A 19,553-nucleotide genomic window follows, 5' to 3' on the forward strand; every position below is an offset into this window, starting at 1 on the left:
ATGGGCCAGATCGAAACATGGCGGTCAGAGATGATGGCTTCCGACACCGGAAACAGCCAGTCAGGCAACATCGTTGCCGTACGCGGCAACGTGATCGATGTCCGCTTCCCGCCGCCCCTGCCGCCACGCCGGGACGAGCTGCGCACCGGCGTTGACGAGCGGGTCGTGCTGGAGGTGCAGAGCCACCTGGACACCGGCACGGTGCGCTGCATCGCCCTGAACTCCACCCGCCGCCTGGGCCGGGGGATGCCGGTGAGGCATACCGGTGCCACCCTGATGATGCCCGTGGGCGAGGCCCTGCTGGGGCGCATGCTCGATGTGTTCGGTGCGCCGGTTGATGGCGGGGCGGCGATTGAAGCCTCCGAGCACTGGCCCATCCACCGTCCGCTGCTGCCGCTGGCCGACCGCGCCACCGGCAACGAGGTGTTCGAAACCGGCATCAAGGCCATCGATCTGCTGGCGCCGCTGGAGCGCGGCGGCAAGTCGGGCATGTTCGGCGGCGCGGGCGTGGGCAAGACCGTGCTGATCAACGAACTCATCAACAACATGGCCGAGCAGTACAAGGGCATCAGCCTGTTCTGCGGCATCGGCGAGCGCATGCGCGAGGCCGAGGAGATGTACCGCGCCATGCAGGATTCCGGGGTGCTGGAGAAGGCGGTGCTGATCTACGGGCAGATGAACGAGCCGCCGGGGGCGCGCTTTCGCGTGGGCCACGCGGCCCTGACCATCGCCGAATATTTCCGCGACGTGGTCAAACGCGACGTGCTGCTGCTCATCGACAATGTGTTCCGCTTTGTCCAGTCCGGCACCGAAGTCTCGGGCCTCATGGGACGCATCCCCTCGCGGGTGGGCTATCAGCCCACCCTGGCCACGGAGCTTGCCGCGCTGGAGGAACGCATCTGCAGCTCGCGCAGCGGCAGCATCACCTCGGTACAGGCGGTGTATGTCCCCGCCGACGACCTGACCGATCCCTCGGCCACCCATATCTTCGCCCACCTGTCCGCCTCCATCGTGCTGTCCCGCAAGCGCGCCAGCCAGGGCCTGTACCCGGCCGTCGATCCCCTGCAGACCGACTCCAAGATGCTCACGCCCACCGTGGTGGGACAGCGTCATTACCGCGCCGCCCAGGCGGTACGCAGCACCCTGGCCGAATACGAGGATCTCAAGGACATCATCTCCATGCTGGGCATGGAGGAGCTTTCGCGCGAGGACCGCGCCACAGTCAGCAAGGCGCGCCGACTGGAGCGCTTTCTGACCCAGCCCTTCTTCGCCACCGAGCAGTTCACCGGCAAGCCGGGCAGGCTCGTTGCCCTGGAGCAGACCCTTGAGGGCTGCGAGCGCATCCTCGACGGCGAATTCGCCGGGGTGAACGAGAAGGCCCTGTACATGATCGGCCCCATCGACGAAATCGAAGTCAAGGGAGAGCGTAATGAGTGAGCAGGCGACCGTGTCGGATCTGCGCCTGCAGGTGCTGCTGCCGACCGAGGTGCTGGTGGATACAAAGGTGGTCAAGGTGATCGCCGAGGCTGAAAACGGCGCCTTCTGCCTGCTGCCGCGGCACGTCGATTTCGTCGCCGCCCTGGTGCCGGGTGTACTCAGCTTTTTCACCCCGACGGAGGAGGAGCGGTTTGCTGCCCTGGATGAAGGGGTACTGGTCAAGTGCGGACGAGATGTCTTCGTCTCGGCCTTCGACGGCGTGCGCGGGACAGATCTGGGCCGGCTGCAGGCGCTGGTCGAAGCGCGTTTTCTCGAACTCGACGAACACGAGCGCCGAACCCGCACGGCCCTGGCCCGGCTGGAGGCCGGCACCCTGCGCGGTTTCCGTGAGCTGCAGGAGCGCTTCCATGGCTGACGCGCCGCCACCACACCAACGCGACCACCGCCGGGAACCGCTCAGCGACGAGGTGGGCCGGCGCGCCGAACGCAAGCTGCGCGCCCGTCGGGAAAGCCGGCGCACGGCCTGGTTCGGGCTGGGCATGTTCGGGCTGGTGGGATGGTCGGTTGCCATCCCCACCCTGCTCGGCATCGCCGTGGGACTGTGGCTGGACACGCTCTGGCCGGGACTGCCCTCCTGGACTCTGACCCTGCTCATCATCGGCGTGGCTCTGGGCTGTCTGAACGCCTGGTACTGGATCAAGCAGGAGAGTGAGCGTGACTGAGATCAGTCTGGTTGAACAGGTGCTCATCACCTTCGGCGGGCTGTTTCTGCTGGGACTGGTCGCCGATCTGATCGGCCGGCACTCCCCCTTGCCGCGCGTGACCCTGCTGTTGCTGTCGGGATTCGCAATCGGGCCTTCCCTTCTCGACTGGCTGCCCGATTTCACCGACGACTGGTTCCCGGTGCTCACCGACATCGCCCTGGCCATGATCGGCTTTCTGCTCGGCCAGAAGATGACCCGCGCGGGTCTCGCCGAACTCGGCCGCCCGGTGCTTGCGCTGTCCCTCGGGGAGGTGCTCGTCACCGCGCTGCTGGTATTCAGCCTGTTGCTCCTGTTCGGCGTCTCTGTAGAGATTGCGCTGCTGCTTGCGGGCATCGCCCCCGCCAGCGCGCCGGCCGCGACCGTGGATGTCGTGCACGAGTACCGCGCCAGCGGCAGATTCACTGACACCCTGCTGGGCATTGTGGCCATCGACGATGCCTGGGGCCTGCTGCTGTTCAGTCTGCTGCTGGCCATCGCCCAGGCCCAGACAGGTCAACAGGGTGCGGTGGACAGCGTGCTGCACGGAGGCTGGGAGATCGGCGGTGCGCTGATCCTGGGGTTGGCCCTGGGTCTGCCCATGGCCTATATCACGGGGCGCGTCCGTCCCGGCGAACCGACCCAGGCCGAGGCCCTCGGACTGGTCATGCTGGGCGCCGGCCTCGCCGAATGGCTGAATGTCTCCTATATCCTGACCGCCATGATCATGGGGGCGATGGTCGCCAACGTGGCCCACCATCACGACCGGCCCTTTCGCGCCATCAAGGGCTTCGAGTGGCCGTTCATGATCCTGTTCTTTCTGCTTGCCGGCGCCGCCCTGCATCTCGACGCCCTGCTTCAGGCCGGCGCACTTGCGGCTGCCTACATCGGGCTGCGCACCGCCGGTCTGGTCATTGGTGCACGCCTGGGGGGACGTTTCATCGGGATAGAGCCCGGCGTGCGTAACTGGATCGGGCTGGCCCTGTTACCGCAGGCCGGTGTGGCCATCGGGATGACGCTGCTCGCCGGTCAGCGCTTTCCCGAAATCCGCGACACGATCCTGCCGGTGATCCTCGGTTCCACCGTGATCTTCGAACTCATCGGCCCGGTCATCACTCGCTGGACCCTGATCCGGGCCGGGGACATTCCGTCCTCCAGCACGCACAAGGGGAGGTCCGGACAATGAGCGAACTGCTGCAGCTGATCTTCGCGTTTGCCGCCGGCATCCTTCTCGGCCTGGTGTTCTTCTGGGGCCTGTGGCTCACGATCGCCGGCCTGCCACGGGCCCCACGGCCGGGGCTGCGCCTGCTGGGCAGCCTGCTGCTCCGGCTGGGCCTGGTGCTTGCGGGGTTCTATTTCATCGCCCGCAACGGCGACTGGCAGCCGGTATTGGCCGCCGCGCTCGGCTTCACCCTGCCGCGACTGCTGCTGGTCCGGCGTCTGGCGCTGCATCACCTCAACAGGGAGTCGGATGCATGACCATCAGCCCCGACAGCGTCGTCTTCTGGCAGTGGGGTTGGTTCTCCCTCAATGCCACCATCGTCTTCACCTGGGGCGTCATGGCGCTGCTGACCCTGATCTCGTGGCTGGTGACACGGCGCCTGTCCACCGGCACGAACTTCTCGCGCTGGCAGAACCTGCTGGAGGTTCTGGTCACCGGCATGCGCGACCAGATCCGGCAGATCAGCCACCAGGAGCCGGGACGGTACCTGCCCTTCGTGGGCAGCCTGTTCCTGCTCATCGCCATGGCCAACCTGCTCAACGTGGTGCCCGGCTATATGGCGCCGACCGGCTCGCTGTCCACCACCACGGCACTGGCCATCTGCGTATTCGTCGCGGTCCCGTTGTACGGCATCGTCTACGAGGGCCCGCTGACCTACCTGCGGCATTACATCAGGCCGACCTGGCTGATGCTGCCCTTCAATGTCATCGGCGAGATCTCGCGCACCATCGCCCTGGCGGTACGCCTGTACGGCAACATCATGAGCGGCACGGTCATCGTCGCCATTCTGCTCAGTCTCACCCCTTACTTCTTTCCGGTCGTGATGCAGCTGCTGGGGCTGCTGACCGGAATGATCCAGGCCTACATCTTCGCCGTCCTGGCCATGGTCTACATCGCCTCCGCCACCTCGGTCCGGCAAGGGAACCGGGGCAGCGGCAATCCACCGCAATCCGCATCGGAACCACAGGGAGAACAACATGGATAACATCTCCGTCATCGGCATGATCTCGGTGATCACCGCCGGCCTGACCATCGCCATCGGCTCGATCGGCCCCGCGCTGGGCGAAGGCCGGGCCGTGGCCCAGGCCCTGAGTGCGATCGCCCAGCAGCCGGACGAGTCCGGCACCATCACCCGCACCCTGTTCGTCGGCCTGGCCATGATCGAGTCAACCGCCATCTACTGTTTCGTGGTGGCCATGATCCTGATCTTCGCCAATCCGTTCTGGGAACATGTCACCGCGGCCGCGGGGGGCTGATTCGATGACGATCGACTGGGTCACGGTCTCGGCGCAGATCGTCAATTTCCTGATCCTGGTCTGGTTGTTGAAGCGGTTCCTGTACCAGCCGGTCATTCGCGCCATGGATCGCCGCGAGCAGCGCGTCAGCAACCGGCTGAACGAGGCACAGGAACGCGAACAGGCCGCCGAGGACAGGGCCAGACAGTTCGAGAAAAAGAGCGAGTCCCTCGACCGGCGCCGCGACGAGATCCTGAACCAGGCGCGGGAGGATGCCGCGCGGGAGAAAAAGCAGATGCTGGAAGACGCACGCGCGGAAGTCGCCGGAACCCGCCGGCACTGGCAGCAGCAGGCCAATGCCGAGAAGGAGGAGTTCCTGGCCAATCTGCGCCATGCAGCGGCAGAGGCGATCCAGGCCATCGCCCGGAAGGGCCTGCGCGATCTGGCGGACGCCGAGCTGGAGGAGCGCATCGTTCACACCTTCATCGAGCGGCTGAAATCGCTGGATGCGGACAGCCGCAAGGCGCTGGCGCAGACCGCCGAACCGGTGCGCATCGCCAGCGCCTTCGAGCTGGACTCCGGCCTGCGCAGCCGGCTGACCCGCGCCATCCACGAACAGCTCGCCGAGCAGGTCGAGGTCGAGTACCGCCGTTCCCCGGAACTGCTGGGCGGCATCCAGCTCGCCCGCGGCGGGCGGCGGCTGGGCTGGAACCTGGCGGATTACATGGAGGAACTGGAGGAGCGGGTCGAGACCGCCTTCAGTCCCGCCGAATCGACCCGGGAAGAGGACTGAGCGCATGTTGCAGGCGCTGCTCGAGGACATCGTGGCCAGGGTGGACGCGGCGAATGCAGACATCCGGCCGGAACTCCGGCTGCGGGAGATCGGGACGGTGACACAGGTGGGCGGCGGCATCGCCCGCATCAGGGGCCTGCCGGGCGTGACCTCGGAGGAACTGGTCCGGTTCGCCGGCGGTGTGCTCGGGGTTGCCATCAATCTGGAACCGGACGAAGTCGGCATCATGCTGCTCGATGACAACGCCAGGCTGGCAGCGGGCACCGAGGTCTATGCCACCGGCCGCGAGGTGGACACGCCGGTCGGCGACGCCCTGCTGGGCCGGGTGCTCGACGCCACCGGCCGGGTGCTCGATCACGGCAAGGCGCTGCGCTTCAGCGAGCGGCGCCCGATCGAGCGTCCCGCCCCCGCCATCATCGATCGGGAGCCGGTCACCGTGCCGCTGGAGACCGGCATCAAGACGATCGACGCCCTCATCCCCATCGGCCGCGGCCAGCGTGAACTCATTGTCGGCGACCGCCAGACCGGCAAGACCTCGGTGGCCGTCGACACCATCATCAATCAACGTGACAAGGACGTCATCTGTATCTACTGCGCCATCGGCCAGCGCGGCACGGCGGTCGCCCGGGTGGTGGACACGCTGCGCCGGAACGAGGCCCTGCAACACACCATCGTGGTCGTGGCTTCGGACGAGGATGTGCCGGGGCTGCGCTTCATCACGCCCTACGCGGCCACCACCATGGCCGAATATTTCATGGAGCAGGGCCGGGACACCCTCATCGTCTACGACGACCTCACCCGGCATGCCCGCGCCTACCGAGAGCTGTCCCTGCTGCTGCGCCGGCCGCCGGGCCGGGAGGCCTACCCGGGCGATATCTTCTATATCCACTCGCGCATGCTGGAGCGCGCGACCCATCTCAACGGCGACCGCGGCGGCGGCTCGCTGACGGCGCTGCCCATTGTCGAGACCCAGGCGCAGGACATCTCGGCCTATATCCCGACCAACCTCATCTCCATCACCGATGGCCAGATCTATCTGTCGCCGGTCCTGTTCCACAAGGGCGTGCTGCCGGCCATCGACGTGGGCAAGTCGGTGTCCAGGGTCGGCGGCAAGACCCAGTACCCGGCCTATCGCAGCGTGGCCGGCGATCTGCGCCTGTCGTACTCCCAGTTCGAGGAACTGGAAACCTTCGCCCGCTTCGCCACCCGCCTGGACGAAGACACCCGCGCGACCATCGAACACGGTCGCCGCGTGCGCGAGATTCTCAAACAACGCGAGCACCACCCGCTGCGCGCCAGCGAACAGATGGCCGTACTCAAGGCCGTCAACGCCGGTCTGTTCGACGAGCTGCCGCTGGAGCGGATCGACGAGGTCGAGGCGGCGATCCAGCGTCGGATCGTGCAGGAATTCCCGCAGCTGTGCGAACGCCTGGACGCCGGCGAGGCGCTGGATGATTCCCAGTGGCAGCAGGTGCTGGACCTGGCCCGCGACCAGCTCGCCGAAATGCGCGACAAGCAGGAGGCATAAGTCCCATGGAATCCCTCGAACGCCTGCACCGGCAGCTGGACAGCCTGGACGAACTGCGCACCGTGGTGCGCACCATGAAGGCGCTCTCTGCGGCGAGCATCCGGCAATACGAACAGGCGGTCACCGCCCTGTCCGGCTACTACCGAACCATCGAGCAGGGTCTGCAGGCCGTGTTCAGGGAAATGGAGCCGCCCGCCCCCGCCGCTGGACAGAAGCGATCGGCACAGCGATCGGCTGCGATCGTGTTCGGTTCCGATCATGGTCTCTGCGGTCGTTTCAACGAGGACATCGCCAGCTGTACGCTGGAGCACATGGACACGAAGCCCGCCCCACGGGAAGACCGGCTGATCCTCGCCGTCGGCGCCCGTGTGGTCGCGAGTCTGGAACAACAGGGCCAGAAGATCGAGGCGGACTTCCCGGCCCCCGGCTCGGCCGCCCGGATCACGGCAGCCGTGGAAGAGATCCTGCTGCAGGTGGACGCATGGCGCGAGCAGGCCGGTGTGCACTCTGTCCATCTGTTCTACAACCGCCATTCCAGCGGCAGGGGATATCGGCCTACCGAAATCGAGCTGTTACCCATTGACCTGCGCCGTTTCCACCGCCTCCGCGCCGCGCCCTGGCCCTCGCGCAGTCTGCCCGCCTTCAGCATGGAGCGTGAGGTTCTGCTCAGCCGACTGCTGCATCAGTACCTGTTCGTTTCCATCTTCCGTGCCTGCGCCGAATCCCAGGCAAGCGAGCACGCGAGCCGGCTGGCCGCCATGCAATCAGCGGAGCGTAACCTGGACGAGCGACTGGAGGAGGTGACCCTGTCCTTCCGCCGCGCCCGCCAGAATGCCATCACCTCCGAGCTGCTGGATGTGGTGACCGGCTTTGAAGCGATCACGACAGGCAGCAACCAGGGCTAGTACATGACATGAATCACACCGCTCCCGACAAGTCGCTGTCAGCCGGGGATTTCGATGCCGCCGTGTTCGATCTCGACGGTGTCATCACACGTACGGCCCGGCTGCATGCAGCGGCGTGGAAAGCCCTGTTCGACGAATATCTCAAGCAGCACACACCTGCGGATGACACCTTTCAGCCCTTCGACATCGAGTCCGACTACCGCAGGTACGTGGATGGCAAGCCCCGCTACGAGGGCGTGCGCAGCTTCCTCGAAGCCCGCGGCATCGAGTTGCCGTACGGCAGCCCCCACGATGCGCCCGACGCAGAGACGGTGTGCGGCCTCGGCAATCGCAAGAACCGGCTATTTCTGCAGCGACTCGAAGCCGGGGGCGTCGAGGTATTCGACACCAGCATCGAGCTGATCCGCGCCCTGCGCGACGCCGGCCTGCGCACCGCCGTGATCTCCTCCAGCCGCAACTGTCAGGCTGTGCTGGAGTCCGCCGGCATTGCCGACCTGTTCGATGTCCGCATCGATGGAACCGACCTGCAGCACTCCGATCTGGCGGGCAAACCGGCACCGGACATGTTTCTGCAAGCCTGCCGCCGGCTCGACTGCGACCCGGCGCGCGCAATCGGCTTCGAGGATGCAGTGGCGGGCGTCCAGGCGGCCCACGCCGCCGGCTACGGCCGGGTGATCGGCGTCAACCGCGACGATCAACACCAGGCCCTGCGGGAAGGCGGCGCGGATCTGGTCATCGCCGATCTCGGCGAGCTGCGACTCGCAACCGGCGCCGAAGCCACCCGGCCGGCACGCCGGCTGCCATCCGCGCTCGATTGCCTGGACGAAATCCTCCCCGGCAACGACCGGGAACCGGCGCTGTTCCTGGACTATGACGGCACTCTGACCCCGATCGTCTCCCGTCCCGAGGATGCCGACCTGGGCGAGACCCTGCGCCTGACCCTGCAGCGTCTGACCGGCCTGTGCAAGCTGGCCGTGATCAGCGGCCGGGACCTCGATGACGTGCGTGAGCGCGTCGGCCTCGATACCCTCTGGTATGCCGGCAGCCACGGCTTCGACATCGCCGGACCGGCAGGCCAGCACTTCCAGTACCAGAAGGGGACCGATTACCTCCCCATACTCGACGCCGCGGAACGGGCGCTGACGGCGGGACTCGCCGATATCCCGGGTTGCCAGATTGAACGCAAGCGCTTCTCCATCGCCACTCATTATCGCCGGGTGTCCGAGGACGCTGTGCCCAGAATCGGACAGGCCGTCGAAGCGATCCGCAACGCCCACCCCGGCCTGCGGCTGACACAGGGCAAGAAGATCTTCGAACTGCAGCCGGACATCGACTGGGACAAGGGCAGAGCCCTGCGCTGGATGATGCGCACACTGGGCCTGGACCGACACGGATACCTGCCGCTCTACATCGGCGACGACGTCACCGACGAGGATGCCTTCCGGGCGCTGAAAGACGACGGCATCGGCATCCTGGTCACACAGGACAACCCGTCCACGCACGCTGACTACCGGCTCGATGACCCCGCTGCCGTGGAAACTCTGCTCAACCACATCGCCGAACGGCTCGAGAGGTCGGCATCATGAACGGTTGGAAACTCGTCTATGACGCCTGGGACCCGCAGGCCGAACCCCTGCGCGAGGCCCTGTGCACGGTCGGCAACGGCTATTTCGCCACCCGCGGCGCAGCCGCGGAGTCGCGCGCCGACGCCACCCACTACCCCGGCACCTATATCGCGGGCTGTTATAACCGGTTGCAGACCGAAATCTCCGGCAGGACGATTGAAAACGAGAGCCTGGTCAATGCACCCAACTGGCTCACTCTCGGCTTTCGCATCGAGGGAGGCGACTGGTTCGATATCGACGCGGTTGAAGTCCTGTCCTACCATCAGGAACTCGACCTGGCACAGGGTATCCTGCTGCGCTCGCTGCGCTTTCGCGATCCATCGGGGCGGCATACCCGCATCGAACAGCATCGGCTGGCATCCATGGCCGCCCCGCACCTGGGCGCACAACTGGTGCTGATCCGGGCCGAGGACTGGTCGGGCGCGATCGAGGTCTGCAGCGCCCTGAACGGCTGCGTGGTCAATGCGGGGGTGGCGCGCTACCGGGACCTCAACCACCACCACCTCGCGCCGCTCACAGCCGACACCGGGGCCGACGGCAGCCAGCTGCTGGAGATGGAAACCAACCAGTCGCACATCCGCATCGCGCTGGCAGCGACCACCCGGCTGTGGCGCAATGGCTCCCTCGTCGAAGTCGAACCCGACTGCCGCCGGGAAGACGGCTATGTCGCCCATCACTACCGGCTCGAAATCGAGCCGGCGCAGCCACTGCGGATCGAAAAGATCAGCGCCCTCTACACCTCGCGCGACCGTGCCATCAGCGCACCCGGGCTGGAAGCACGGAAGGCCGTCGCCGATGCCGCCCCCTTTTCCCGGCTGGCAGAGCGGCATGCCCTGGTGTGGCAACAGCTCTGGCAGCACTTCGACTTCGACCTCGAGCACGAGACGGCCGGGACCGGGGAGCGCACAGAACGGATACTGCGGCTGCACCTGTTCCACCTGCTGCAGACGACCTCGCCCCATGTCATGGATCTCGATGTCGGCGTCCCGGCACGCGGCCTGCACGGTGAGGCCTACCGCGGCCACATCTTCTGGGATGAGCTGTTCGTGTTTCCACTGTTCAATCTGCGTATGCCGGAAATCACCCGCGCCCTGCTGCGCTACCGCTATCGCCGCCTGGGTGAGGCTCGCCGTGCCGCCCGGGCCGCCGGCTGTCGCGGCGCCATGTTTCCCTGGCAGAGCGGCAGCAACGGGCGCGAGGAGAGCCAGCGCCTGCATCTCAACCCGGAGTCGGGCAACTGGATTCCGGACAACTCGCACCTGCAGCGCCATATCAATGCCGCAGTGGCCTATAACACCTGGCAGTACTACCAGGCCACCCGCGACGTGGAATTCCTTTCCTTCTACGGCGCGGAAATGATCCTGGAGATAGCGCGTTTCTGGGCTGGCGTCGCCACCTACAACAACCAGCGAAAACGCTACGAGATCCTGGGGGTAATGGGACCGGACGAACACCACGACAGCTACCCGGGCGCCGAGCAGCCCGGCCTCGACAACAACGCCTATACCAACCTCATGGCGGTATGGGTGCTGTCCCGGGCGCTGGAACTGTGGGACATCCTGCCGGGCCAGCGTCTGACCGAGCTGTGCCAGAGCCTGGATCTATCAAGGGAGGAACTGACTCACTGGGATGAGGTCAGCCGCAGCATGTACATACCCTTCCACGGCAAGGGCATTATCAGCCAGTTCGACGGCTACGAGACACTGGAGGAATTCGACTGGGAAGGCTACCGCAAACGCTACGGCGACATTCAGCGTCTGGATCGCATCCTCGAGGCGGAAGAGGACACACCGAACCGCTACCAGGTCTCCAAGCAGGCCGATGTGCTGATGCTGTTCTACCTGTTCTCCTCGGAAGAACTCTCTGAACTGTTCGAGCGCCTGGACTACCCCTTCGAATACGAGACCATCCCCCGCAACATCGATTACTATATGCAGCGCACCTCCCACGGTTCCACCCTTAGCCGCGTGGTGCATTCCTGGGTACTGGCACGGTCCAACCGTCCTGGCTGCTGGCCGCTGTTCATGGAGGCGCTGGAAAGCGATGTCGCTGACATCCAGGGCGGCACCACCCAGGAGGGCATCCACACCGGCGCCATGGCCGGCACTGTGGACCTCGTCCAGCGCTGCTTCACCGGCATCGAGACCCGGGGCAACGTGCTCTGGCTCAACCCCAGCCTGCCGGAGGGATTGAAAAGCCTCAACCTGAAAATCCGCTACCGGGGCCATCAGCTGGCATTACACATGACACCGACCCACTTACGCATCAGCACTGAACCCTCTGCCGAGCAGCCGATCAGCATCGGAATCCGGACAGCCGTACATCAGTTGAATCCCGGCGAGATGCGTCAGTTTGAGTTGCAGCGGGATGGCTGAAATCAACTTTGGCTGTAAAACACGATTTGAGGAGTGTGTATCAGGCGCGATACGCGAAAACGAGCTTATACGCAATTTCTATTACTTATATATTGTGCGTAGCAGACAGCCGGTCCATCACCGATTGATATAAGACTATTTGGTTCACTTTGATCGGCCACGAACCAGGAGGTCGGAGGTTCGAGCCGAGGCCGGCGCAGCCGGCCGAGACAACACGCAGCGAATGCAATGAGTGAGCGGCCCCCTTGAGAGGTGAGCCGCGCACCGTCGGGACATCGACGTCTCCCGCGCGACAGGTCTTGACCAGTCCGCTGGCTGAAATCAGATTCACATACGTTCCTCACGCCGGTGCCGAAGGAGACGCACTGCGGCAAACCCGCCTTGCGCCATGCTCATTCAGTCACGCTTGCGAAGGCTGGGCCAGGCGGAAAACGCCAGAAAATAGAGCGCAATGAGATTCACGATCGGGATCACCATCAAAAGGCTCAGCCACTTTGAATACCCGGCCTTCGAGAAGATCGCCCAGAATGGGACAATGATGATCAACGCGAATATAATCCACATGATGGGGCCGAACACGAAAAAGCCCGTTGGCATACCTTCACCCGCACCTGGCATAATCTCTCCCTCTCTGGTTATAGACCAGTAAAACTGCATCAATTAGAACTATAGGTGCCGGAATCAATCGGCCGCCAGCCATTCCTCGATTTTCCTGCGATCCGGCACGCCGCCGGCATGCACCACCTGGCCGTCGACCACCACGCCGGGGGTGGACATGACACCATAGCTCATAATGGCGCCGAGATCCTCGACCTTCTCCAGTTCGACCTCGACGCCTCTGGCCCTGACGGCCTCCTCGATCAGCGCCAGGGTGCGTTTGCAGTTGGCGCACCCAGTGCCCAGTACCTTGATGTTCTTCATCACCTTTACCTCTTGAACAGTTATCAGCAGCAGGACTGGCCGCTGGCGGTCGGCGTGCAGCAGCCGGACCCGGCCGCCGCCCGACCCTTGTCGACCTTCGGCTTGGCGGCAGAAGCCGCCGTTTCGTCGAAGGCGGCGTCGAGCTTCTGCGCGGCCTCATCGCGGATGTGGCGGGCGATCTCGATCACGGCGTCGATCTGGTGCTGCGGCACCCCGGCCTTGCGCAGGCGTTCCAGCTGACACTGACCCATGTCCGGGTGCCCGGCGGCGATGCCGGAGGCCAGCGAGACCATGGCGACGATGGAAGGATGCAGTTGCGGTTGGTCGGTCATTGTCGATACTCCTTGAAGTCAGCCGAACAGGTTGAAGCCCCACCCCACCAGCATGAAGGCGATGGCCAGTACGCCGGCATACAGGGCCAGGGCCGGCCATTTGATGACCTTGCGCAGGATGATCATCTCGGGCAGCGACAGGGCGGCGATGCTCATCATGAAGGCCAGGGTGGTGCCAATGGCCACACCCTTGCCGAGCATGGCCTCGGCCACGGGAATGACGCCGGTGGCGTTGGAATAGAGCGGGATCCCCAGCAGCACCGCGCCGGGCACGGCCAGCCAGTTGTCCCGCCCGCCGAGGTGTTCGGTCACCCAGCCCTCGGGCACATAGCCGTGGAACAAGGCTCCGACGGCAATGCCGGCGACCACCCACTTCCATAACCGGCCCACGATCTCCCTCACCTCGCCCCAGGCATAGCGGTGGCGGCCGGCCAGGGAGGTGTCGGGCTCGGCCTGCGCCATCTGCCCCATCTGGATCTTCCAGACATATTCCGCCACCCAGCGCTCGGGTCTGAAGCGCTCCATGATCGCGCCGCCGACATAGGCCACGGTGAGGCCGGCGGCGACATACATCAGCGTCAGCTCCCAGCCGAGGATGCCGAGCAGGATCACCACCGCCACCTCATTGATCATGGGGCTGGCGATGAGAAAGGAGAAGGTCACGCCCAGCGGGATGCCGGCCTCGACGAAACCGATGAACAAGGGCACCGAGGAGCAGGAGCAGAAGGGTGTGACCGCGCCCAGCGTCACTGCCGAGGAGCGCGCCAGCCATCGGGGCTTGCCGCGCACATAGTCGCGCACCTTCTCCGGGGACAGCAGTGCCCGCAGCAGGCCCATCACATAGATGATGAACACCAGCATGACGAAGATCTTCGCCGTGTCCATGACGAAGAAATGCAGCGCCGCGCCGGCATGGCTGTCGGCGGCAAGACCGAGCCACTGGTAGACGATCAGATCGGCCAGGGCATCGAACATCAGTGCGCCCTTCCCTCATCGTGCAGATGCTGATCCTCGGGGCAGCATTCAGCATAGCCCGGCACCCCGGCGCGGCGCTCGTACCAGTCCCGGCTGCGGTTGACCACGTGCACCGCCAGCAGCATCACCGGCACCTCGATCAGCACGCCCACCACTGTGGCCAGGGCCGCGCCCGACTCGAAGCCGAACAGCACGATGGCGGTGGCCACGGCCAGCTCGAAGAAGTTGCTGGCGCCGATCAGCGCCGAGGGGCCGGCCACGCAGTGCGGGGACTTCACCGCCCGGTTGAGCAGATAGGCGAGCCCCGAGTTGAACAGCACCTGGATCAGGATGGGCACGGCCAGCAGGGCGATGATCAGGGGCTGGACAATGATCTGCTCGCCCTGAAACCCGAACAGCAGCACCAGGGTGGCCAGCAGCGCGGCCAGCGAGACCGGGTGCATCCGGTCCAGTACCCGCTGCAGCCGCAGGTAGCCCTGTTCGTGATTGAGCAGCCAGCGCCGCCACAGGTTGGCAATGATCAGCGGCACCACGATGTAGAGCAGCACCGACAGCAGCAGGGTCGCCCAGGGCACGGTGATGGCCGACAGGCCCAGCAGCAGACCCACGATGGGGGCGAAGGCGAAGATCATGATGACGTCGTTCAGCGCCACCTGGGTCAGGGTGAAGTGCGGCTCGCCCTCGGTCAGGTGGCTCCAGACGAACACCATGGCCGTACAGGGCGCGGCGGCCAGGATGATGAGTCCGGCGATGTAGGAGTCGATCTGCTCCGCCGGCAGCCAGGGCCGGAACAGCCAGCCGATGAACAGCCACCCCAGCAGCGCCATGGAGAAGGGCTTGACGGCCCAGTTCACGAACAGGGTCACGCCCACGCCGCGCGCGTGCTTGCGCACGTCCTTCAATGCGCGCAGGTCGATCTTGAGCAGCATGGGAATGATCATCAGCCAGATCAGCACCGCCACCGGCAGATTGACCTGCGCGACCTCCATGCCGCCGATGGTTTGGAAGGTACCCTGGAAGAAGTGCCCCAGCCCGATGCCGGCGATGATGCACAGGAACACCCACAGGGTCAGGTAGCGTTCGAAAAAGCCCATGGCGGCGCCGGCGGCGCGTTTTGCGGTGGTCTCGCACTGGGTGCTCATGGAAAACTCCTCGTTCGTACGTATCGTCGCGAACACTTCGGATAACGTTACCCACCCATTTTCCCGTCATTCCGGCGCAGGCCGGAATCCAGAAACCGCGGTGGTTAATAGATTCCGGCCTGCGCCGGAATGACGGATATACAGGTGGCGATACAGTGGATGCAGGTTGGGTCAGGCGCGCAGCGCCGTAACCCAATATGCCGCGGGCCGTCGGATTACGCTGCGCTAATCCGACCTACATCCCTGCTCATGCACGCCCCCTCACTGTTGCTGCTGTTCCTGCTGCAGCCGCTGCAGCAGCCCGCTTACCCGCTGGCGGATGTCATCCCGCGTGGCGCTGAACACGGCGAGGATCTCCTCTTCCGTGCCGGTGGCCTTGGCCGGATCCTCCAGCGGCCAGTGTTCCTTGCGCGTGCCCGGCGGCAGTACCGGGCAGTGTTCGTCGGCATGGCCGCAGACAGTGACCACCAGATCGGCCGCCGCCAGCATGGCATCGGTCACGCGGGTGGATTCCTGGTCCGAGATATCCGCGCCCGCCTCGGCCATCACCGCGATGGCACGCGGGTTCTTGCCATGAGCCTCGATGCCGGCCGAACCGATATGCCAGCTCGCGGGCGCGAGCTGCCTGGCCCAGCCCTCCGCCATCTGGGAACGACAGGAATTGCCGGTGCAGAGAAATAACAGGTTCATGAAAGACTCCTGTAAGAAAAGGAAAGTCAGGAATAGGGATTCAGGCGCAGCAGGCGGCGCCCGGACGGTTGGGCATATTGGTAAGTGCCGCGCTGTCGTTGGCGTAGGGAGCCTGCCTGTCCACGCCTGCCAGCGTCGCCGCCAGCACCTGCCGGGCCCAGTCGGGCAGGGCCGCGTGCAGCCGGTAATACACCCACTGCCCCTGGCGCCGGTCGCTCACCACCCCGGCCTGACGCAACTGGGCCAGGTGACGGGAGATCATGGGCTGGGAGACATCCAGCGCATGGGTGAGCTCGCACACGCACAATTCGCCCTCCCCCTGCAGCAGCAACAGGGCGCGCAGGCGCAGCGGATGGGCCAGGGCGGCGAAGAAGGCATCGGGATCAAGTTCCATGGGAGGGAATATATGGATTAACATATATATTGTCAACCATATATATTACGGCATGCCGATCCGCGGGGTACCCCCCCCCTCCTGCAACTGAGGTAATTCATTCAGGAATCAGGCCGTCCGGTGACCGCACAGCCACCGCAGTGAACCCGCGGCCGGAACGTTCAGGCCCGCTGCAGTCGGGCAGGGTCGCGCCCCAGCGCGGCCAGCACGCCGTCCCAGAATATCAGCCGCGCCTGCACGGCCTCCCGTGCGGCGGCCACCGCTTCCTCCCGTTCCCTGTCATTGCGGCACAGGCCGTTCAGCAGGCGCAGGGACAGGGGGCCGTGGGAACCCTCGTCCAGATGGATATGGCGTTCCAGATAATAGTGGAAGGTGGGGGCGTCCTGCCAACCGATGCCGGAACGCTCGAGAATGGCACGGAACATGTCGGGGATGATGTGCTCGCGACCCAGGGCCAGGGCAGCTGCAGCCTCATGCGGCCTGCCGGAAGTCAGGAATCCGAAGGTGGTGGTGGTGAAGGCACGCGCGGGGGAAGGCACCGTGGACAGCGCCAGGGCCGCATCCACGCCCTGCCGGCGCACGGTGTCCACGAAGGCGAGCACCGGCCCGGTATCGGCGCCGATCTCCTCCATGGCCTGGCAATAAAGCTCGAAATGGCTGGTATAGCCGGCGCCGGTGCCGGGCATGGCTTCGTCGCATTCCTCGCCGAGCACCATCTCATTGATGAAGCGGCGGACATCGCCGTCGCCCACCGGCACCCAGGGAAAGCCGGCGGGCGCCACCACGGCCTGGAGATGCTTGGCCACCGACATGAAATCCCAGACCGAATAGACATGGTGTTCCATGAAGGTGCGCAACTCCTCCACCCCCTGTATGGCGGCATAGACGGGGTGCCGGTCCAGGGCGTCGCGCAGCGACTGGATGATATCCTCGGCAATCGGCGTGGTCATGGTGATGATCCCTTGGAACGCAGACAAACGGCTTGGCAATCTACCAGCCGGTCAATGGCCCTTCAACCTTCAGATAAAGCCGGTTTTTCATCAGGACGGCGGCACCGCCTGCCCGGCCGATTGTGGAAATCACGCGCTTCAGGGACAATCGCCGGCGGCTTCCGCAACACCCGACGTATTCAGCATGACCGCCATGGCTTCCGTTTCCCGAACGCTCATACCGCCTCCCGTCCGGGTATTGATCGTACTGATGGCACTGATCCTGGCACTTCAGGGACTGGTGGAACTGCTGCGCAAACCCCACGAACTCAGACCGATCAGGGCGGACCAGGCGGCGCAGTTGCAGCGTCTGTTTGACCACCACGACTATCGCTGGCCGCCGCAGGGAAAAGTGCCGCCGCTCGGCATCCTGTCACTGCCGCCTGACCTCGACACGCTCGACGTGGATCAGAAAAAATCGCTCTTCTTCCGTACCCTGCTCCCGCTGGTGCTGGCGGAAAACGCGCGGCTGCGCGAACGCCGGCGGTTCGCCCACGATGCATTGAACCGGCTCGAGACACTGACCGGTTCCGAAGGCCGGCGGCTGCAGCGGCTCGCCCGACAGTACGGGGCCGAGGGCGCCCTGGATGCGCCTGCCACGCGGACGACCCTGTTGCGCCGGGTCGATATCATTCCGCCGGCACTGGTACTGGCCCAGGCCGCCAATGAAAGCGGCTGGGGGACGTCGCGCTTTGCTGTCGAGGCCAACAATCTGTTCGGCATCTGGACCTATGAAGCCTCCGCCGGCCTCACACCGGGCGAGCGCAACGTGGACGCCCGGCATTATGTCCGCGCCTACCCCAGTCTGCAGCGCGCCGTGCGCGATTATCTTCACAACCTGAACATCGGCCATGCCTATGGGGCGTTGCGCCGCCAGCGCGCGGCCATGCGCGCCCGGGGCGAGCCCCTTGATCCGCTGGTCCTTGCCGGCGCACTGGAGCGCTATTCGGAACGCGGTGTCGATTATGTTACCGAGATCCGTGGCATGATCCGCAGTAACGATCTCAACCGTCCGGGTCAATTACACCTGGCGCAATGATCCAGGGCTGGCTGTACCAGTACCAGCGCCCGCTCCCGGCCGCCGGGGCGGTGCAGTTGTAGCGCGCCCGTCCCATGGGCAGGGGCTCGCGGGCCCTGACTCGATAGCGCGGCGGCCGATCTTCCAGACGCTGCACCTCGGCCCGACCCTGGCCGGAGGCGTAGCAGTCGAACCCGTCCGCCACGTAGCCACCCGGCGCCAGGGTCAGTTCCAGTACCGGCGGATTCTGTTCCCTGACCAGGGGGTCGCCGGGCTGTGCCTCACTGACCGGCAGCGGCAGACTCAGCGCCTTGCGCGCAAAGGCCTCCCTATCCGCAAAGGCCTCGGCCATAGGATAGCGCGGCAGGGCAGTGTAATCACTCATCGCACCAACCGCCCCCGAGTGCTGGCCGATGCCGACATAGCCGAGCTCGCGCACCAGCGCGGCCAGCCGCGCGTCGAACTCGCCATAGGGATAGGCGAACAGGGCGGGAGCGGTATTGGTGTCCGTACCCAGTTCCTGCTGCAACCGGGTCTGGGCCCGCTCGATATCGCGGCGCACCCGTTGCGCCCAGGCACTGCGCTCCTCGCCGGCCTCACGCAGCCATAGATGGCCGTGACTGGTACTGTGGTTGGCGAATTCCACGCCGGCTCGCTGCATTTCACGCAGCTGTTCCCAGCTCATGTAATCGGGCAGCCTCTCATCCACCGCGTCGGTACTGACGAAGACGGTGAAGGGCCAGCCGCGCTCGCGCAGCCGTGGAAAGGCCTGTTCGTAGACCGAGCGGTAGGCATCGTCAATGGTGATCGCCACCACCCTGTCGGGCATTTCCCCGCCCTCCCGGAGCCGGCGCAGGATACGGGTCAGCGGCCAGACCCGAAATCCCTCATCCGCCAGATACGCCAGCTGGGCCTCGAACTGCGCCAGGGTGATGCTGGTGGCGGGATGGGCCGCTTCACCGAAGCGGTGATACATGAGGGCCACGGCATGCGCAGGCGTCTCCCGGGCGGAGACCGGTGGCAGCCACCATGCGGACAGGCCGGCACACACAGCGACAACCGCGGGCAGGCGGCGCCACAGCCGGTGAAGTTGCAGGGAGATTCGCATCATTCAGGCGTCTGCCGGTTTCGGGATTGGATGAACCGGAATTCGGGTGACTGCATCGCCCAACCAGTATTCAGCATCTATACTATGCGTTCAACCCGAACCGGGCCGGGTATCATCGATCTGC

General features: G+C 65.2%; 22 protein-coding genes. 13 read left to right on the top strand and 9 right to left on the bottom strand.

The features are described 5' to 3' along the window. Positions 1–33 precede the first annotated feature (33 nt). From atpD to D6C00_RS02870, 12 genes are read left to right on the top strand one after another with little or no spacing between them, the layout of a single operon-like run. Positions 34–1,437: a F0F1 ATP synthase subunit beta gene (gene atpD / locus D6C00_RS02815; protein ID WP_125182327.1), complete on the top strand. Its 1,404-nt coding sequence runs from the start codon at positions 34–36 to the stop codon at positions 1,435–1,437. Then, positions 1,430–1,852, top strand: a complete 423-nt coding sequence (locus D6C00_RS02820) for a F0F1 ATP synthase subunit epsilon (RefSeq protein ID WP_206609485.1) — start codon at positions 1,430–1,432, stop codon at positions 1,850–1,852. Before atpD ends, D6C00_RS02820 begins: the two co-directional genes overlap by 8 nt. Beyond that, positions 1,845–2,159 carry an AtpZ/AtpI family protein gene (locus D6C00_RS02825; protein ID WP_125180220.1) on the top strand — a complete coding sequence of 105 codons (315 nt, stop codon included), beginning with the start codon at positions 1,845–1,847 and terminating at the stop codon, positions 2,157–2,159. The genes D6C00_RS02820 and D6C00_RS02825 overlap by 8 nt, the downstream gene beginning before the upstream one ends. Next, positions 2,152–3,363, top strand: a complete 1,212-nt coding sequence (locus D6C00_RS02830) for a cation:proton antiporter (RefSeq protein WP_206609486.1) — start codon at positions 2,152–2,154, stop codon at positions 3,361–3,363. The genes D6C00_RS02825 and D6C00_RS02830 overlap by 8 nt, the downstream gene beginning before the upstream one ends. Continuing rightward, a complete protein-coding gene (locus tag D6C00_RS02835; RefSeq protein WP_125180221.1) occupies positions 3,360–3,656 on the top strand; it encodes an ATP synthase subunit I in 297 nt (98 codons plus the stop codon). The genes D6C00_RS02830 and D6C00_RS02835 overlap by 4 nt, the downstream gene beginning before the upstream one ends. Next, positions 3,653–4,384: a F0F1 ATP synthase subunit A gene (locus D6C00_RS02840; protein WP_125180222.1), complete on the top strand. Its 732-nt coding sequence runs from the start codon at positions 3,653–3,655 to the stop codon at positions 4,382–4,384. The genes D6C00_RS02835 and D6C00_RS02840 overlap by 4 nt, the downstream gene beginning before the upstream one ends. After that, entirely contained in the window at positions 4,377–4,655 is a 279-nt protein-coding gene (locus tag D6C00_RS02845) for a F0F1 ATP synthase subunit C (protein ID WP_125180223.1), read from the top strand. Before D6C00_RS02840 ends, D6C00_RS02845 begins: the two co-directional genes overlap by 8 nt. Before the next feature lie 4 nt (positions 4,656–4,659). Next, entirely contained in the window at positions 4,660–5,427 is a 768-nt protein-coding gene (locus D6C00_RS02850; RefSeq protein ID WP_158675263.1) for a F0F1 ATP synthase subunit delta, read from the top strand. A gap of 4 nt (positions 5,428–5,431) precedes the next feature. Further along, on the top strand, positions 5,432–6,955 hold the full coding sequence (locus D6C00_RS02855; protein ID WP_125180225.1) for an alternate F1F0 ATPase, F1 subunit alpha: 1,524 nt from the start codon (positions 5,432–5,434) through the stop codon (positions 6,953–6,955). A gap of 5 nt (positions 6,956–6,960) precedes the next feature. After that, positions 6,961–7,860, top strand: a complete 900-nt coding sequence (locus tag D6C00_RS02860) for a F0F1 ATP synthase subunit gamma (RefSeq protein ID WP_125180226.1) — start codon at positions 6,961–6,963, stop codon at positions 7,858–7,860. Positions 7,861–7,868: 8 nt separating this feature from the next. After that, positions 7,869–9,446: a trehalose-phosphatase gene (gene otsB, locus D6C00_RS02865; protein ID WP_125180227.1), complete on the top strand. Its 1,578-nt coding sequence runs from the start codon at positions 7,869–7,871 to the stop codon at positions 9,444–9,446. Beyond that, complete coding sequence (locus D6C00_RS02870; protein ID WP_125180228.1) at positions 9,443–11,860, top strand: glycoside hydrolase family 65 protein; 2,418 nt, start codon at positions 9,443–9,445, stop codon at positions 11,858–11,860. The genes otsB and D6C00_RS02870 overlap by 4 nt, the downstream gene beginning before the upstream one ends. Before the next feature lie 396 nt (positions 11,861–12,256). Here the strand turns inward: D6C00_RS02870 and D6C00_RS02875 are convergent, their stop codons facing one another. From D6C00_RS02875 to D6C00_RS02910, 8 genes are all read right to left on the bottom strand, one after another. Beyond that, positions 12,257–12,478 carry a hypothetical protein gene (locus D6C00_RS02875; protein WP_206609487.1) on the bottom strand — a complete coding sequence of 74 codons (222 nt, stop codon included), beginning with the start codon at positions 12,476–12,478 and terminating at the stop codon, positions 12,257–12,259. Positions 12,479–12,541: 63 nt separating this feature from the next. Further along, on the bottom strand, positions 12,542–12,781 hold the full coding sequence (locus tag D6C00_RS02880) for a thioredoxin family protein (RefSeq protein ID WP_125180229.1): 240 nt from the start codon (positions 12,779–12,781) through the stop codon (positions 12,542–12,544). A gap of 23 nt (positions 12,782–12,804) precedes the next feature. Next, a complete protein-coding gene (locus D6C00_RS02885) occupies positions 12,805–13,113 on the bottom strand; it encodes a hypothetical protein (RefSeq protein WP_125180230.1) in 309 nt (102 codons plus the stop codon). A gap of 18 nt (positions 13,114–13,131) precedes the next feature. Further along, positions 13,132–14,088, bottom strand: coding sequence for a permease (locus D6C00_RS02890; protein WP_125180231.1), 957 nt, complete (start codon positions 14,086–14,088; stop codon positions 13,132–13,134). Then, positions 14,088–15,182 (bottom strand): ACR3 family arsenite efflux transporter, encoded by a 1,095-nt coding sequence (gene arsB, locus D6C00_RS02895; protein ID WP_125182331.1) that lies wholly within the window; start codon positions 15,180–15,182, stop codon positions 14,088–14,090. The genes D6C00_RS02890 and arsB overlap by 1 nt, the downstream gene beginning before the upstream one ends. Before the next feature lie 309 nt (positions 15,183–15,491). Then, on the bottom strand, positions 15,492–15,920 hold the full coding sequence (gene arsC / locus D6C00_RS02900) for an arsenate reductase (thioredoxin) (RefSeq protein WP_125180232.1): 429 nt from the start codon (positions 15,918–15,920) through the stop codon (positions 15,492–15,494). 40 nt (positions 15,921–15,960) lie between these two features. Next, a complete protein-coding gene (locus D6C00_RS02905; protein ID WP_125180233.1) occupies positions 15,961–16,314 on the bottom strand; it encodes a metalloregulator ArsR/SmtB family transcription factor in 354 nt (117 codons plus the stop codon). A 161-nt stretch (positions 16,315–16,475) separates the two neighbouring features. Beyond that, entirely contained in the window at positions 16,476–17,264 is a 789-nt protein-coding gene (locus tag D6C00_RS02910; protein WP_125180234.1) for a DUF3050 domain-containing protein, read from the bottom strand. On the opposite strand from D6C00_RS02910, the gene D6C00_RS02915 reads away from it, so the two are divergent. Then, positions 17,263–18,342 carry a glucosaminidase domain-containing protein gene (locus tag D6C00_RS02915; RefSeq protein WP_241546900.1) on the top strand — a complete coding sequence of 360 codons (1,080 nt, stop codon included), beginning with the start codon at positions 17,263–17,265 and terminating at the stop codon, positions 18,340–18,342. The two genes, D6C00_RS02910 and D6C00_RS02915, sit on opposite strands and share 2 nt — an antisense overlap. Here the strand turns inward: D6C00_RS02915 and D6C00_RS02920 are convergent. Further along, on the bottom strand, positions 18,308–19,432 hold the full coding sequence (locus D6C00_RS02920; protein ID WP_125180236.1) for a polysaccharide deacetylase family protein: 1,125 nt from the start codon (positions 19,430–19,432) through the stop codon (positions 18,308–18,310). The two genes, D6C00_RS02915 and D6C00_RS02920, sit on opposite strands and share 35 nt — an antisense overlap. Between the last annotated feature and the right edge of the window lie 121 nt (positions 19,433–19,553).

Origin of the sequence: Thiohalobacter thiocyanaticus (assembly GCF_003932505.1) — a bacterium.
Classification (GTDB): Bacteria; Pseudomonadota; Gammaproteobacteria; order Thiohalobacterales; family Thiohalobacteraceae; genus Thiohalobacter; species Thiohalobacter thiocyanaticus.

Bases quoted from the DNA above. Each gene is read 5' to 3' on its own strand.
- D6C00_RS02840 (WP_125180222.1), top strand. From the start codon at position 3,653: ATGACCATCAGCCCCGACAGCGTCGTCTTCTGGCAGTGGGGTTGGTTC.
- D6C00_RS02855 (WP_125180225.1), top strand. From the start codon at position 5,432: ATGTTGCAGGCGCTGCTCGAGGACATCGTGGCCAGGGTGGACGCGGCG.
- D6C00_RS02875 (WP_206609487.1), bottom strand. From the start codon at position 12,478: ATGCCAGGTGCGGGTGAAGGTATGCCAACGGGCTTTTTCGTGTTCGGC.
- arsB (WP_125182331.1), bottom strand. From the start codon at position 15,182: ATGGGCTTTTTCGAACGCTACCTGACCCTGTGGGTGTTCCTGTGCATC.
- D6C00_RS02920 (WP_125180236.1), bottom strand. From the start codon at position 19,432: ATGATGCGAATCTCCCTGCAACTTCACCGGCTGTGGCGCCGCCTGCCC.
- D6C00_RS02885 (WP_125180230.1), bottom strand. From the start codon at position 13,113: ATGACCGACCAACCGCAACTGCATCCTTCCATCGTCGCCATGGTCTCG.
- otsB (WP_125180227.1), top strand. From the start codon at position 7,869: ATGAATCACACCGCTCCCGACAAGTCGCTGTCAGCCGGGGATTTCGAT.
- D6C00_RS02905 (WP_125180233.1), bottom strand. From the start codon at position 16,314: ATGGAACTTGATCCCGATGCCTTCTTCGCCGCCCTGGCCCATCCGCTG.
- D6C00_RS02820 (WP_206609485.1), top strand. From the start codon at position 1,430: ATGAGTGAGCAGGCGACCGTGTCGGATCTGCGCCTGCAGGTGCTGCTG.
- D6C00_RS02860 (WP_125180226.1), top strand. From the start codon at position 6,961: ATGGAATCCCTCGAACGCCTGCACCGGCAGCTGGACAGCCTGGACGAA.
- D6C00_RS02845 (WP_125180223.1), top strand. From the start codon at position 4,377: ATGGATAACATCTCCGTCATCGGCATGATCTCGGTGATCACCGCCGGC.
- D6C00_RS02870 (WP_125180228.1), top strand. From the start codon at position 9,443: ATGAACGGTTGGAAACTCGTCTATGACGCCTGGGACCCGCAGGCCGAA.
- atpD (WP_125182327.1), top strand. From the start codon at position 34: ATGGCTTCCGACACCGGAAACAGCCAGTCAGGCAACATCGTTGCCGTA.
- D6C00_RS02835 (WP_125180221.1), top strand. From the start codon at position 3,360: ATGAGCGAACTGCTGCAGCTGATCTTCGCGTTTGCCGCCGGCATCCTT.
- D6C00_RS02915 (WP_241546900.1), top strand. From the start codon at position 17,263: ATGGTGATGATCCCTTGGAACGCAGACAAACGGCTTGGCAATCTACCA.
- D6C00_RS02825 (WP_125180220.1), top strand. From the start codon at position 1,845: ATGGCTGACGCGCCGCCACCACACCAACGCGACCACCGCCGGGAACCG.
- arsC (WP_125180232.1), bottom strand. From the start codon at position 15,920: ATGAACCTGTTATTTCTCTGCACCGGCAATTCCTGTCGTTCCCAGATG.
- D6C00_RS02890 (WP_125180231.1), bottom strand. From the start codon at position 14,088: ATGTTCGATGCCCTGGCCGATCTGATCGTCTACCAGTGGCTCGGTCTT.
- D6C00_RS02880 (WP_125180229.1), bottom strand. From the start codon at position 12,781: ATGAAGAACATCAAGGTACTGGGCACTGGGTGCGCCAACTGCAAACGC.
- D6C00_RS02910 (WP_125180234.1), bottom strand. From the start codon at position 17,264: ATGACCACGCCGATTGCCGAGGATATCATCCAGTCGCTGCGCGACGCC.
- D6C00_RS02850 (WP_158675263.1), top strand. From the start codon at position 4,660: ATGACGATCGACTGGGTCACGGTCTCGGCGCAGATCGTCAATTTCCTG.